Source organism: Actinomadura kijaniata NBRC 14229 (assembly GCF_001552175.1).
In the GTDB taxonomy this organism is placed as follows: domain Bacteria; phylum Actinomycetota; class Actinomycetes; order Streptosporangiales; family Streptosporangiaceae; genus Spirillospora; species Spirillospora kijaniata.
In genome coordinates this window covers 21,594-35,641 of record NZ_BCQR01000017.1, presented here as the reverse complement: position 1 = coordinate 35,641, position 14,048 = coordinate 21,594, and the positions used below count along the sequence as shown (strand labels likewise).

Sequence of the window (14,048 nt, the reverse complement as noted above, 5' to 3'; positions counted from 1 at the left end):
CTGAAAACCATTTCGTCCGGCGCGCCCCCTCCCGCCGCCGCCGGGACACCGCCGCCGAGACGCTACGCTGCGCTGACGGATTCGGACGGGAGCGGAGTGAGATGCGGCTGACGGCCGGGCGGCTGGGCGACGGGACGCGGGCCCTGGTCCGCGGGGCGGTGCTGGGAACGGTTCTGGTCACGGCGGCGGGAACGCTGGCGGCGTGCAGCGGCCAGGAGGAACGGCCCGCCGGGGCGGTACGGGCCGCCGCCAGCCTGGGACCCGGCGAGGGCGCGATCGACCTGGTGACGCTGCCGGGCTACGTCGAGAACGGCGGCACCGACTCCCGCGTGAACTGGGTGACCCCGTTCGAGGAGCGCACCGGCTGCAAGGTCGGCTGGCGGAGCGCGCGCACCCCGGAGGAGATGACCTCCCTGCTGAGCGACCCCAACCGCCGCTACGACGGCGCGGTCGCCCCGCCGGAGGTCACCGGCCGGCTGATCGAGGGCGGGCACCTCGCCCCGGTCAACCCCGACCTGGTCGACGGCTACAAGAAGCTCGAACCCCGGCTGCGCGGGCTACTCAAGCGCGGCGCCGACGTCTACGGCGTCCCCGCGACCTGGGGCTCCAACCTGGTCATGTACGACACGCAGGCGGTGCAGCCCGCCCCGTCGGGCTGGGCGTCGCTGCTGGACCCCGCGCAGGCCCGCCGTTACTCCGGCAAGATCGTGATGCGGGACAGCCCGCTGACGATCGCCGAGGCCGCGCTGTACCTGCGGTCCCGCGACCGCAAGCTCAAGATCAAGGACCCGTACTCGCTGACCGCGCCGCAGCTGGCGGCGGCGGCCCGGGTCCTGGCCGAGCAGCGGCCGCACGTCCAGCGGTACTGGGAGCAGCCCGCCGACGCGGTCGCGGCGTTCGCGGGCGGCGGCGCGGTGCTCGGGCAGACCTGGCCCTACCAGCCGGACGTGCTGGGCCGGGCGGGCCGCCAGGTGCAGGCCGTCACCCCGGCCGAGGGCGTGACCGGCTGGATGAACGCCTGGGTCATGGGCGCGCGGGCCGCGCACCCCAACTGCGTGTACCAGTGGCTGCGGTGGACCGCCTCGCCCGACGTGCAGCGGCAGATCGCCGAGTGGAACGGCGTCGCCCCCGCCAACCCGCAGGCGTGCTCGGGCGACCGGCTGCGCGGGGCGTTCTGCTCCGCCCACCGCGTCGGCGACCGCGACCACCTGGACAAGGTGATCTTCGCCTACGCGCCGTCGAAGGTGTGCGGCGGCGCGACCGCGACCAACGGCGAACGCGACTGCGCCGACTACGAGGCGTGGGTGCGGGCCTGGCACGACGCGACGAAGAAGTGACGTGACGAAGAGGTGAGGCGGGGCGCGGGGCGGGACGGAGACCTCTCCGGCGCGCCCGACCGCCCCCAGCCGGGCGCGCCTCCTGCGGGGTGGTCCCGGGTCTCCCCCCGAATACCCGGGTCACCCTCCTCCTGGAGAGATCTCCAGAGCGGACGGTCTAGGTGACGACCGCCGCCCGCGCCGACGCCGGTGTCGCCACCGGTCGTGCGACGCCCGTAGCCGGCGGCGCGTGACGAGCGCCGAGAGTCGGCAGGGCCGGTGCGCAGTCGGCGCACGCGAACACCCCGCTCCCGTCGGGGACACGGCCGACCCGGACGCGCGGACGAGGCCACCTCTTGCGGCAGGCGACGCAGGCGTCGCCCTGCCGCTGCGCACGGGTCAGCGCGCGCGGGTCGAACCTCGGCTCGTCCGTCGGTCCCATGTCACCTCCCCGGTGTTCATCCGGCTACTTCCCGTGTTCTTTTATAGGTCGAGGCCGGTGTGCTCTACCTCAGGGGGTGTCCAAGGGCTGGCAAAGGCCGGGAACGGGGATCACCCGGAACCGCGTGTCGGTCCGCCGCCCGGAACCCTCCGGAGCTCTCGCGGCGGAGCGCGGAACTCTCTTTGCCCTCCGTTGGAGGACGGGTGCGTACAAATGAGACATGCGCGCCGGGAACGCCGTACACCGCGTGCGGCCCGGCGGGCCGCGTTCCTCCCGTGCCCGTGTCACCCTGGTCGCGACGCTGGTGGTCGGCGCGCTGCTGGGGGCGGCCCTGGTGGCCACCGCCGTGGCCCTGCGCGCCGCGATCGAGGGCCACTTCACCGAGACGGCCGCGCGCGTCGCCCGGCACGTGGCGGTGTCGGCCTCCAAGGGCAGGCTGCCCGACCCCCTGCCCGCCGACGACGGGGTGCTGCTGATCCAGGTGGTGTCCGACCCGGGCGGCGAGGTGGTGGCGGCCACCGCCCCGCTGCGGGGCAAGGCGCCGATCTCCCGGCTGCGCTCCGGCGACGAGGACAACCGGGTCGACGGCCGCGTGTGCCGGGACGACGACGTGCTGTCCGGCTGCGCGATCATCGTCGGGTTCGAGGTCGTCACCGAGACCTACGGGGACGTGACGGTCTACGCCGCGGTGCCCGAGCCGTGGCTGCTGAGCAGCGGCCTGCTGCCGGGCGCGCTGGCCGCGCTGGGCTCGGTGCTGCTGGCGCTGGTGGCGTGGGGGATCTGGCGGACGGTGGGCCGCACGCTGGCGCCGGTCGCCCGGATCGAGGCGGAGATGGCCGACATCACCGCCTCCGACCTGGCCCGCCGCGTCCCGGTGCCCGACACCGGCGACGAGATCGAACGCCTCGCCCGCACCATCAACGCGACCCTGGACCGGCTGGAGCGCTCGGTCGACCAGCAGCGCGGCTTCGTCGCCGACGCCTCGCACGAGCTGCGCACCCCCATCACCGGGCTGCGCACCCGGCTGGAGCTGGCCCTGGACGACCCCGAGGACGGCGACCTGCTGGAGACGGTGCGGTACGCGCTGAGCGACACCGACCGGCTGCACCGCGTCGTGGAGGACCTGCTGGCGCTGGCCCGGCTGGACTCCGGCGTGGAGCCGGGGCGCGTCCCGCTGGACCTGGCCGAGCTGGTGGAGGGCGAGCTGGCGCGCCGCGAGCCGCGCGTTCCGGTGCGCACCGACCTGGAGCCCGGCGTGCGGGTGGTCGGCAACCGGCTCCAGCTGGCGCGGGCCCTGGTGAACCTGCTGACCAACGCCGACCGGCACGCGGGCGCCAAGGTCGGGGTGACCGTGCGCGCCGACCGGGTGGCGGGCGAGGCGGTGCTGGAGGTCCGCGACGACGGTCCCGGCATCCCCGACGGCGACCGGGAGCGGATCTTCGAGCGCTTCACCCGGCTGGACGCCGCGCGCAGCCGCGACGCGGGGGGCTCGGGGCTGGGCCTGCCGATCGCCCGGGAGATCGTCGCCCGGCACGGCGGGCTGCTGTACGTCGCCGCGGGCGACCAGCCCGGGGCCCGCTTCGTGCTGCGCCTCCCGCTGGAACCCGACCCTCCGGAGGACCGCTAGATCGTGTTCCCAAACCCTGGCCCGCGGCTTCGGGCCACAGGTGCTAGGACACCGAAGCCCGCGCGTACAGGTCGCGCACGGCCTTCCCGAACGGCGGCCCGTACAGCGTGCCGGGGTCGTCGCTGAACCGGAAGCTGCTGACCGACACGACCGTTCCGGCCCCGGTCCCCGGGTCGAGGCCGGTCAGCCACGGCCCGCCGCTGACCCCGCGGGGCAGCCCGCAGCGCAGGCCCCGGCCGGCGGTGAGGCCGCGCCGGTGGGGGACGGGCCGCCCGGAGCAGTAGGCGAGCCGTTCGCCGTCGAAGCGCCCCGCCGCCGGGTAGCCGAACACGTGGGTGAGGCGCCCGCCCGGCCCGCCGAACGCCAGCCGTTGCGCCCCCGCCACGTCGGCGACGTGCCGCCCGCCCGCCGTGGCCAGCGCGACGAACGCCACGTCGTGGTCGCCGTCACCGTCGCGGGTCCAGGCGGCGGGGACGAACATGCGGCGCGCGGTGAACCCGCCGTGGGGGCCGGCGCCGTCCCGGTACCCCGGAACGAAGATCCAGTTGTCGGCCCAGCCGCCCCCGGCCGGGCGCACGCAGTGCGCGGCGGTGACCACCAGGTCGCGGTTGGCGGCGCGCACCACGGCGGCCGAGCAGACCTGCTCGCGGCCCGCCGAGGTGGCGAAGACCCTGCCGGTGCTCCGGGCGACCAGCCCGCCCCGCGTCCAGGGCGCCCCGGCGCTCTCGTCGCGGCGCTCCGCCTCGGGAGGGGCGGCGGCGCGCATGCGGCGGGGCGTCCAGTACGCGCGGGCCCGCCGGTCCAGGTCCGGGGCCACCCGGTGGACGGCGGCGGGAACGGCGGCGGGGCCGGCGTCCGAGGCGGACGCCGGCCCCGCGGGGACCGCCACGCTCAGGGCGGCCGTGGTCAGGGCGGCCAGGGCGGCCAGGGCGGGCGCGGCGGGGGTGCGGAACGGGCGCGGGTCCATGCCCCGCAGTGTCCGTCACCCGCCGCGCCGAGCCGTGGCATGTGGGGAAACGGTTAGGAGTTCTGTGCCTGGTTGTAGACGTTCTGGGCGTCGGTGCCGAAGTACGGGCCGAACATGTAGGCGTTCAGGAACGGCAGGTTGTACTTGAAGCTGTTGACCGAGTTCTGGACGCCCGTGCCGGTGCCCTCGTTGAAGTTGAGGAACCAGGGGCCGCCGCTGGAGCCGCCGGTCATGTTGCAGCGCAGCCCCATCGCCTGGCTGCCGAGGAAGTCGTTGATGGTCCGGCCGCTGCAGTAGATGAGCCTGGAGCCGTCGTAGGGCGCGGCGGCCGGGTAGCCGAACGAGTACATGTTCTGCCCGCGCGGCTGGTTGAACGCGATGCCCTGCGCGCCGACCACGTCGGTGAGGCGCTGCCCGTTCAGCGGGTTCACCACGGCCGCGCCGACGTCGTAGTTGATGTCCTCGGTGGCGGTCCACTGCGGCGTGGCCAGGGTCCTGGCGGCGGTCCAGGTGCCGTGCGGGCGGTTGCCGTTGTCGTAGCCCGGGACGAACACCCAGTTGGTGTGCCAGGAGCCCTCCAGCTTCACGCAGTGCCCGGCGGTCATGACGGTGCTCTTGTTGGCGCTGGTGACCGCGTCGCCGGAGCAGGACGCGGTGCGCCCCTGGTAGGTGAAGAACACCCGTCCGGCGGTCGTGACGACCCTGCCGCCGCCGGTCCACTGGCTGCCGCCGTTGGGGATCGAGCGGACCGACACGGGCGGGACGACCTTCGCGAGGCCGCGCCGCACCTCCGAGCGGGTGACGTTCCGGGGCTTGAACAGCTTCTCCATCGGGGTGGCCGACCGCATCCGCTCGGCCGTCCAGAACCTCAGGACGCGGCGCTGCTCGGCGGCGTCGGTGGCCTGCGCGCGGACCGAGGGCGCGGGGGAGGGGGCGGGAGCGGCGTGGGCGGGGGCGGTGAACAGCGGGGCCGCGAGGGCGGCGCCGCCCAGGACCGCCAGGGCCACGGTGCGGGTGGGGTGTGCCAGAGAGCGTGTCATGTGGTCTCCGCGAGGTCGGGGGGAGACGGTCTGCGGGAGACGCCCGCGAGCGGAACTTACGTTCGGTAGCGATGTCACGACTAGTGGCACATTTGGACAAACAGGACCATACGGTTGCACACCTTTCCGTATTCGCCCATGTGACCGCCCGGTACGGCCGGGGCCGTGGAATGGCCGACAATGGAAGGCGTGACTTCCTCCAGCGCCAGCAGCACGCCCCCCGCCGCGGTTCCGGGTCAGGGGCCCCGGGACGTGGTCGTCCTCGGCTCCACCGGCTCGATCGGCACCCAGGCCCTCGACGTGATCCGCCGCAACCCCGGCCGGTTCCGGGTGACCGGGCTGGCCGCCGGGGGAGCCCGGGTGGACCTGCTGGCGCGGCAGGCGCTGGAGTTCCGCCCCGAGGTCGTCGCGGTCGCCCGGGCGTCGGTGGCGCAGGACCTCCAGCTCGCCTTCTACGCCGAGGCGCAGCGGCGCGGCTACGCGGCCGGCGAGTACGCCATCCCCAAGATCGTCGCCGGGCCGGAGGCGGTCGCCGAGGTCGCCGCCTGGCCGTGCGACGTGGTGCTCAACGGCGTCACCGGCGCGCTCGGCCTGTCCTCCACGCTGGCCGCCCTGGACGCGGGCCGCACCCTGGCGCTGGCCAACAAGGAGTCCCTGATCGTCGGCGGCCCGCTGGTGAAGGAGCGCGCCCGCCCCGGCCAGATCGTCCCGGTCGACTCCGAGCACTCGGCGCTGGCGCAGTGCCTGCGCGGCGGCCGGCCCGAGGAGGTCCGGCGGCTGGTGCTGACCGCCAGCGGCGGCCCGTTCCGCGGCCGGACCCGCGCCGAGCTGGAGGGCGTCACCCCCGAGCAGGCCATGAACCACCCGACCTGGGACATGGGCCCGGTCATCACGATCAACTCGGCCACCCTGGTCAACAAGGGCCTGGAGGTGATCGAGGCGCACCTGCTGTTCGACGTGCCGATGGACCGGATCGAGGTGATGGTCCACCCGCAGTCGGTGATCCACTCGATGGTCGAGTTCGTCGACGGCTCCACCCTCGCCCAGGCCAGCCCGCCCGACATGCGGCTGCCGATCGCCCTGGGGATGGAGTGGCCCGACCGGGTGCCGGACGCCGCGCCCGGCGTGGACTGGACCCGGGCGCACACCTGGGAGTTCTTCCCGCTGGACGACGAGGCGTTCCCGGCGGTGGCGCTCGCCCGCAGGGCCGGCGACCTCGGCGGCACGTTCCCGGCGGTCTACAACGCCGCCAACGAGGAGTGCGTCGAGGCGTTCCGCGAAGGACGCCTGCCCTTCCCGGGGATAGTCGACACGATCGCGCGGGTAGTGGAGGAGCACGGCGACGGAACTCCGGGCACGCCCACGCTCGACGACGTCCTCGCGGCCGACGGCTGGGCCCGCGTCCGCGCCCGGGAACTGACCGCTACCGACTGACCGGGGGCCCGGCCCCCGTCGCACGAGGGGGCCGCAGGTGGCCTTTCTGCTCGGCGCGCTCGCGTTCGTCGCCGCCCTGCTGGTCTCGGTGATGCTGCACGAGGCCGGGCACCTGCTGACCGCCAAGCGGTTCGGCATGAAGGCCAGCCAGTTCTTCGTGGGGTTCGGCCCCACGCTGTGGTCGCGGCGGCGCGGCGAGACCGAGTACGGCGTCAAGGCGATCCCGCTCGGCGGCTTCGTCCGGATCGTCGGCTACACGCCGCTGGAGGAGGTCGCGCCCGCCGACCGCGACCGCGCGTTCCACCGGCAGCCCGCCGGGAGGCGCGCGATCGTGATCGCCGGGGGCGTCGTCGCCAACTTCCTGGTGGCGTTCCTGCTGCTCGTGGTGGTCGCGATGACGCTCGGGCTGAAGGTGGAGGGCACCCCGACCACCATCGTGCGGACCGTCAGCGAGTGCGTTCCCGCCGGGCCCGGCGTCGGCTGCGGCGCGGACGCCCCCCGGTCGCCCGCCGCGGCGGCCGGGCTGCGGGCGGGGGACCGGGTGGTGACGTTCGGCGGCGTCCCCGTCCGCGACTGGGACGAGCTGCGCCGCGCCATCGAACGGACCGCGCCCGGCCGGGCCGTCCCCGTCGTCGTGGAGCGCGGCGGGACGCGGGTCACCCTCCAGGTCCGCACGGCCGCGTCCGGCGACGGCAGGACCTTCTTCGGAATGTCCCCGCGCGTCGTCGGCGAACGCTACGAACGCGCCGGTCCGGTCGAGGCCGCCGCGTTCGCGGGCCGCACCGTCGGCGCCATGCTCGGCGGCGTCGCCACCGCGCTGCGGGACCTGCCCGCCGCGCTGCCGAGGCTGTTCTCGCCGGACCGGGGCAGCACCCCCGGTGGGCAGGTCGGCAGCGTCGTCGGCGCGACCGACGTGGCCGGGCAGATCTTCTCCTCCGACCGGTCCTTCCGCGACAAGCTGTCGGGGTATCTGGCGCTGGTCGTGATGGTGAACGTCTTCCTGGGCGCGCTCAACGTCCTGCCGCTGCCGCCGCTCGACGGCGGACACCTGGCGGTCCTGGTCTACGAACGCGCCCGCGCCCGGATCGCCCGCGCGCGCGGGCGGCCCGATCCCGGGAACGTGGACATGACCAGGCTCATGCCCGTCACCTACGTCGCCACCCTGCTGCTGGTCGGTCTCGGCCTGCTGCTGATCCTCGCCGACGTGTTCAACCCGTTGCGTATCCCACGGTAACGACGCGACTACTTTCGGTCGCGGAACAGTCACCATACATCCACACCGTCGGCGCCATCCCATTCCCCTTCACCACATAAGGTTGTGGGGGGCGTAGCAAAGGGAGAGGCATGAGCGTTTCACTGGGAATTCCGACGGTCCGCGGCGCGGGTCAGGGGCAGGGGGCTGCCCGTCCGGTGGCGGAGCGCCGCAAGTCCCGGCAGATCATGGTCGGCGGTGTTCCGGTCGGGGGCGACGCCCCGATCTCGGTGCAGTCCATGACCACCACGCTGACCGCCGACGTCAACAGCACCCTGCAGCAGATCGCCGAGCTGAACGCCGCGGGCTGCCAGATCGTGCGGGTGGCCTGCCCCTCGCAGGACGACGCCGACGCGCTGCCCGCGATCGCCCGCAAGTCGCCGATCCCGGTGATCGCCGACATCCACTTCCAGCCCAAGTACGTCTTCGCCGCGATCGACGCGGGCTGCGCGGCGGTGCGGGTCAACCCCGGCAACATCAAGAAGTTCGACGACAAGGTCGGCGAGATCGCCCGTGCGGCCAAGGACGCGGGCGTGCCGATCCGCATCGGCGTCAACGCCGGGTCCCTGGACAAGCGGCTGCTGGAGAAGTACGGCAAGGCCACCCCCGAGGCGCTGGTGGAGTCGGCGCTGTGGGAGTGCTCGCTGTTCGAGGAGCACGACTTCCGCGACATCAAGATCTCGGTCAAGCACAACGACCCGGTCGTGATGATCGAGGCGTACCGGCAGCTGGCGGCGCAGTGCGACTACCCGCTGCACCTCGGCGTGACCGAGGCCGGCCCGGCGTTCCAGGGCACCATCAAGTCGGCGGTGGCGTTCGGCGCGCTGCTGAGCCAGGGCATCGGCGACACCATCCGGGTGTCGCTGTCGGCCCCTCCGGTGGAGGAGGTCAAGGTCGGCAACCAGATCCTGGAGTCGCTCGGCCTGCGCGAACGCGGCCTGGAGATCGTGTCGTGCCCCTCCTGCGGTCGCGCGCAGGTCGACGTCTACACCCTGGCCGAGGAGGTCACCGCCGGGCTGAAGGACTTCCCGGTGCCGCTGCGGGTGGCCGTGATGGGCTGCGTCGTCAACGGTCCCGGCGAGGCCCGCGAGGCCGACCTGGGCGTGGCGTCGGGCAACGGCAAGGGCCAGATCTTCGTCAAGGGCGAGGTCATCAAGACCGTCCCCGAGTCGCAGATCGTCGAGACCCTCATCGAGGAGGCGATGCGGATCGCCGAGGAGATGGGCGTGGAGATCGACGAGGACGGCGCGGCGGACGGACCCGGCGTGCAGGTCACCGTGAAGTGACCTGACCCTCGCCGCGAAGGCCCCCGGAGGACCCCTCCGGGGGCCTTCGCGGCGCCGGGCCCCGGGACGCGCGCGGCGCGTGCTCCGGGGCCCGGGTGCGTTCCGGGGAAGGCCCGCGTGGGCGATACGCATGGGTGGAACGTGAAGTTCCCACCGATAGATCACGATTGTGCATCCGTCCCGACCACCCCCTGCCGCAAATTCCCCCACAACCGAAACAATCGCCACTTAACCCACGTAATGGCGATGCACCGGCGAACGTCCCGTTCCGTGATCCGGGCGTGGACCCGCCGGTCCAAGGGGGTCAAGTGAAGAAGATCGTTCTCGTCACGGCCGCGGCGGCCGTGGCGGTGTCCGGCGGGACGGCCGTGGCCGCCGCCGCGACGACCGGCGGCCGGGCCGCGAGCGCGGTGTCGGCCGTGACCGGTGTCAAGTGGGGCGAGTGCGCCGGCAGCCTGAAGGGCCAGGCCGAGTGCGCCCAGGTCCAGGTGCCGCTGGACCACCGCAAGCCGAAGGGCCGCAAGATCTCGATCGCGGTGTCGCGGGTCAAGGCCACCGACCGCAAGAACTACCAGGGCGTCCTGCTGGTCAACCCGGGCGGTCCCGGCGGCAGCGGCCTGGCGTACTCGGCCGGGCTCAAGCGCTGGCTGACCGGCGTCGGCCACGGGGCCGTCGCCGCCAAGTACGACATCATCGGCTTCGACCCGCGCGGCGTCGGCTCCAGCAAGCCCGCGCTGAGCTGCGACCCGAACTTCCAGAACCCGATCCGCCCGGACTACGTCCCCTCCTCGCGCAAGGAGGAGGAGGCGTGGAAGGCCAAGTCCCGCGCCTACGCGCGCGCCTGCGCCCAGAAGTTCGGCTGGCTGCTGCCGCACATGCGGACCACCGACGTCGCCCGTGACGTCGACGCGATCCGCGCCGCGCTCGGCCAGAAGAAGATCAACTACTACGGCTTCTCCTACGGCACCTACCTCGGCGCGACCTACGCCACGCTGTTCCCGCAGCGCGTGCGCCGCATGGTCTGGGACGGCAACGTCAACCCCAAGACCGTCTGGTACGACGCCCAGCTGGAGCAGGACAAGGCGTTCGAGCGCAACATCAAGCTGTGGTTCGCCTGGGTCGCCAAGTACGACTCGCTCTACAAGCTCGGCAAGACGGCCAAGGCCGTGGAGGCGAAGTACTACGCCCTGCGCGCGGCGGCGAAGAAGAGCCCGATCGGCGGCAAGATCGGCCCGTCCGAGCTCGACGACATCGTGCTGAGCGCCGGGTACAACACCGGCTACTACATCCCGTTCGCCCAGGCGCTGTCGGCGTGGGCGAACAAGAAGGACCCCGCGGCGCTGCTGGAGTTCCTCAACCCCGGCGGTGACGACAACGGCTTCGCCGTCTACAACGCGGTCCAGGCCGCCGACGCCCGCTGGCCGCGGAACTGGAAGGTCTGGCACAACGACGCGGTCAAGCTCTACAAGCAGGGCTACCGCTTCAACACCTGGTCCAACGTCTGGTTCAACGCCCCGGTCGCGTACTGGCCGTTCCAGGGCGGCCCGGCGCTGAAGCTGGGCGCCAAGAAGCTGCCCGGGCTGCTGCTGGTGCAGTCCACGCTGGACGCCGCGACCCCGGTCGCGGGCGGCTACGAGATGCACAAGACGTTCCCGTCGTCGCGTCTGGTCGCCGAGCTGGGCGGCAAGACCCACTCCAACACCCTCAACGGCAACAAGTGCCTCGACGACAAGGTGGCCGCCTACCTCGACAGCGGGAAGCTGCCCGCGGGCCGTCGTGGCGCGGACGCCCTGTGCAAGGCGGTCCCGGCCCTGAACGACCCGGACCCGACGGCGGTCAAGTCCGCCTCGGCGAAGGCCGGCAAGGACCTCCCGGTCGGCCGCCCGTAGCGCGCCGACCTCCGGTGACGGCCGTGGCCCCGGTTCGGGGACCGCGGCCGTTCGCCGGTAATGGGTGGGAAACGCGGGACTCGTGCGTTCCGGCGCCACGCCGGGGCGCGCCGGTAGAACACCGGAGTGTCGAACGCCCCAGCAAAGAGCCTCATGGCGGCCGCCGTCGCCGCGGTGACCCTCGGGTACCTCGCCGTCCCGACGCACGCCGCCGTCTCCGCCGTCCCCGCCGTCCCCGCCGCCCCGCCCGTGAGCCCGCCCGCGGCCCCGTCCGCGGCTCTGCCGGCGGCCCTGTCCGCCGTCCAGGCCGCCCCCCGGGTCAGGTGGAAGCCCTGCCCCAAGAAGGATCCGGTGGAGAAGGGCGTCCTCGCCGGGCTGGAGTGCGGGACCCTGCGCGTCCCCCTCGACCACGCCGCCCCCTCCGGAAAGAAGATCACCCTCGCGCTCACCCGCGCCCGGGCCACCGACCGCAAGCGCTACAAGGGCGTCGTGCTGCTCAACCGCGGCGGACCCGGCGCGCACGGCCGCGACCTGCCGCGGCTGTTCCGGGCCGGGCTGCCGCGCGAGGTCGCCGCCGCCTACGACTGGATCGGCTACGACCCGCGCGGCGTCGGCGCCAGCAGGCCCGCCATCGTCTGCGACCGGACCTACCAGGACCCGGGACGGCCCCGGCCCGACACCGTGCCGGCCGACGACGGGGCGGAGAACGCCTGGACCGAGCGGGCCCGGAGGTTCGCCGCCGACTGCGCCGCCCGGCACCGGTCCCTGCTGCCGCACATGGGCACCGCCGCCTGGGCGCGGGACCTGGAGGCGATCCGGATCGCGCTCCGCCAGAAGAAGATCAACTACTTCGGGTACTCCTACGGCAGCTACCTCGGCGCGGTGTACGCCACGATGTACCCCCGCCGGGTCGGCCGGATGGTCCTGGACAGCGTCGTGCGGCCGAGCGGCGTCTGGTACGACAACAACCTCGACCAGAACGTGGCGTTCGAGAAGCGCATCCAGGCGTTCTTCGAGTGGATCGCCCGCAACCACGCGACGTACCGGCTCGGCGAGACCCGCCGGGAGGTCGCCGCCTCCTACACCAGGGTCCGCCGGACCCTCGCCGACAAGCCGGTCAACGGCCGGATCGGCCCGGTCGAGCTGGACGACCTGTTCCTGGCCGACGGGTACGGCGACCACACCTGGGCCGCCCACGCCCGCGCCCTGTCGGCCTACCTGGTCGAGAACGACCCCCGCCCGCTCGCCGCGGCGTGGCGGCCGCCGACGTGGCTGGACCACAACAACTACGCCGTCTACACCGCCGTGGAGTGCCGCGACGCCGCCTGGCCGCGCGACTGGAACCGCTGGCACGCCGACAACTGGCGGCTCCACCGCTCCGGGTACCGCTTCGAGACCTGGGGCAACGCCTGGTACAACGCCCCCTGCGCGTTCTGGGCCGTGCCGGGCGGACCGCCGCCGCGCGTCCGGGGGCGCGCCGGCCTGCCGCCGGTCCTGCTGGTGCAGGGCACCGAGGACGCCGCCACCCCCTACGCCGGGGCGGTCGAGACGCACCGGCTGCTGCCCGGCTCCCGGCTGCTGGAGCAGCGGGGCGGGGGCAACCACGGCGTCGCGTTGAGCGGAGACCGGTGCGTGGACGAGGCGGTCGCCGACTACCTGGCGGGGCGGCGGCTGCCCCGCGACCAGCCGGGCGCCGACATGGTCTGCACCGCCCCGCCGCCGCCCGGTCCGGGCGAGGGGCACCGCGGGGCACCCGATGGTGACCGGCGGGTAATGGAGCCGGTGAACGCCACCGGATCGCGGACGACATAGGCTTATGGGTGTGGTGCTGACTGTCGTGGTGTCCGGCCGGGCCCGACCCGCCTCCGGAGGCCGGTAGAGATGCGGATGCTCGGGTCGTCGCTGCCGGTGCGGGTCCTGGACGACCGGCACCGCGAGGAGGTCCTCGCCATCCTCGACTCCGACCCGGTGACCAACGTCTTCGTGTCCTCCCGCGTGCACGCCGCCGGGCTCGACCCCCGGCGGCTCGGCGCCCAGATGTGGGGCTACCAGCGCGACGGGCGGCTGACCGCGCTGTGCTACTCGGGGGCCAACCTGATCCCGGTCAACGCCGGGTCCGACGCGGTGCGCGCGTTCGCCGAGCGCGCCCAGGCGCAGGGCCGCCGCTGCTCCTCCATCGTCGGCCCGGTCGACGCGGTCGGCGAGCTGTGGGACTTCCTGGCCCCCTACTGGGGGCCGCCGCGCGCGATCCGCTCGGTGCAGCCGGTGATGGCGACCACCATGCCGCCGCTGGAGCCGCCGGACCCGGACGTGCGGCGGGTCACGATGGCGGATTTCGACCTGCTGTACCCGGCGTGCGTGGCGATGTTCACCGAGGAGGTCGGGGTCTCGCCGAACGCCGGGGACGGCGGCACGCTGTACCGGGCCCGCGTCGCCGAGCTGATCCGGGCGGGCCGCGCGTTCGCCCGGATCGAGGACGGGCGGGTCATGTTCAAGGCCGAGGTCGGCGCGGTCACCCCGCACGCCTGCCAGGTGCAGGGCGTGTGGGTGCCGCCCGACCTGCGCGGCAAGGGCCTGTCGGTGACGGGCATGGCGGCGCTGGTCGCCGAGTCGCTGCGGTCGATCGCGCCGACGGTGTCGCTGTACGTCAACGACTTCAACGTCCGGGCCCGCGCGACCTACCGGCGCGTCGGTTTCGTGGAGACCGGCGCGTTCATGTCCGTCCTCTTCTGATCTGTAGCGGTCTGTTGAGATCTGTGTAGATCTCTGCAGAACTGCGGAGATCCATTACGATC

The 14,048-nt window shown here is 73.7% G+C and carries 10 protein-coding genes; 8 read left to right on the top strand and 2 right to left on the bottom strand.

The genetic code is table 11. The annotated features are described in order from the left end of the window. Positions 1 to 101 precede the first annotated feature (101 nt). Together AKI01S_RS07205 and AKI01S_RS07200 are read left to right on the top strand one after the other, a co-directional pair. Positions 102 to 1,337 carry an extracellular solute-binding protein gene (locus tag AKI01S_RS07205; RefSeq protein ID WP_067813130.1) on the top strand — a complete coding sequence of 412 codons (1,236 nt, stop codon included), beginning with the start codon at positions 102 to 104 and terminating at the stop codon, positions 1,335 to 1,337. Positions 1,338 to 1,978: 641 nt separating this feature from the next. Continuing rightward, positions 1,979 to 3,385 carry a sensor histidine kinase gene (locus AKI01S_RS07200; protein ID WP_067813127.1) on the top strand — a complete coding sequence of 469 codons (1,407 nt, stop codon included), beginning with the start codon at positions 1,979 to 1,981 and terminating at the stop codon, positions 3,383 to 3,385. Between the two features lie 43 nt (positions 3,386 to 3,428). Here the strand turns inward: AKI01S_RS07200 and AKI01S_RS07195 are convergent, their stop codons facing one another. Beyond that, a complete protein-coding gene (locus AKI01S_RS07195; protein WP_067813124.1) occupies positions 3,429 to 4,352 on the bottom strand; it encodes a trypsin-like serine peptidase in 924 nt (307 codons plus the stop codon). Between the two features lie 53 nt (positions 4,353 to 4,405). Beyond that, positions 4,406 to 5,392 carry a trypsin-like serine peptidase gene (locus AKI01S_RS07190; protein ID WP_067813121.1) on the bottom strand — a complete coding sequence of 329 codons (987 nt, stop codon included), beginning with the start codon at positions 5,390 to 5,392 and terminating at the stop codon, positions 4,406 to 4,408. A 189-nt stretch (positions 5,393 to 5,581) separates the two neighbouring features. On the opposite strand from AKI01S_RS07190, the gene dxr reads away from it, so the two are divergent. From dxr to AKI01S_RS07160, 6 genes are all read left to right on the top strand, one after another. After that, a complete protein-coding gene (gene dxr / locus AKI01S_RS07185; protein WP_067813165.1) occupies positions 5,582 to 6,826 on the top strand; it encodes a 1-deoxy-D-xylulose-5-phosphate reductoisomerase in 1,245 nt (414 codons plus the stop codon). Positions 6,827 to 6,863: 37 nt separating this feature from the next. Further along, a complete protein-coding gene (locus tag AKI01S_RS07180) occupies positions 6,864 to 8,060 on the top strand; it encodes a M50 family metallopeptidase (RefSeq protein WP_083999075.1) in 1,197 nt (398 codons plus the stop codon). A 110-nt stretch (positions 8,061 to 8,170) separates the two neighbouring features. Next, the gene (gene ispG / locus AKI01S_RS07175) at positions 8,171 to 9,364 is read left to right on the top strand and encodes a flavodoxin-dependent (E)-4-hydroxy-3-methylbut-2-enyl-diphosphate synthase (protein WP_067813119.1); all 1,194 of its coding nucleotides are present in this window, start codon (positions 8,171 to 8,173) and stop codon (positions 9,362 to 9,364) included. 308 nt (positions 9,365 to 9,672) lie between these two features. Further along, positions 9,673 to 11,253 carry an alpha/beta hydrolase gene (locus tag AKI01S_RS07170; RefSeq protein WP_067813113.1) on the top strand — a complete coding sequence of 527 codons (1,581 nt, stop codon included), beginning with the start codon at positions 9,673 to 9,675 and terminating at the stop codon, positions 11,251 to 11,253. Between the two features lie 153 nt (positions 11,254 to 11,406). Then, positions 11,407 to 13,065, top strand: coding sequence for an alpha/beta hydrolase (locus tag AKI01S_RS07165; RefSeq protein WP_067813111.1), 1,659 nt, complete (start codon positions 11,407 to 11,409; stop codon positions 13,063 to 13,065). Positions 13,066 to 13,140: 75 nt separating this feature from the next. Further along, positions 13,141 to 13,986: a GNAT family N-acetyltransferase gene (locus AKI01S_RS07160; protein WP_067813162.1), complete on the top strand. Its 846-nt coding sequence runs from the start codon at positions 13,141 to 13,143 to the stop codon at positions 13,984 to 13,986. The last annotated feature ends 62 nt before the right edge of the window (positions 13,987 to 14,048 follow it).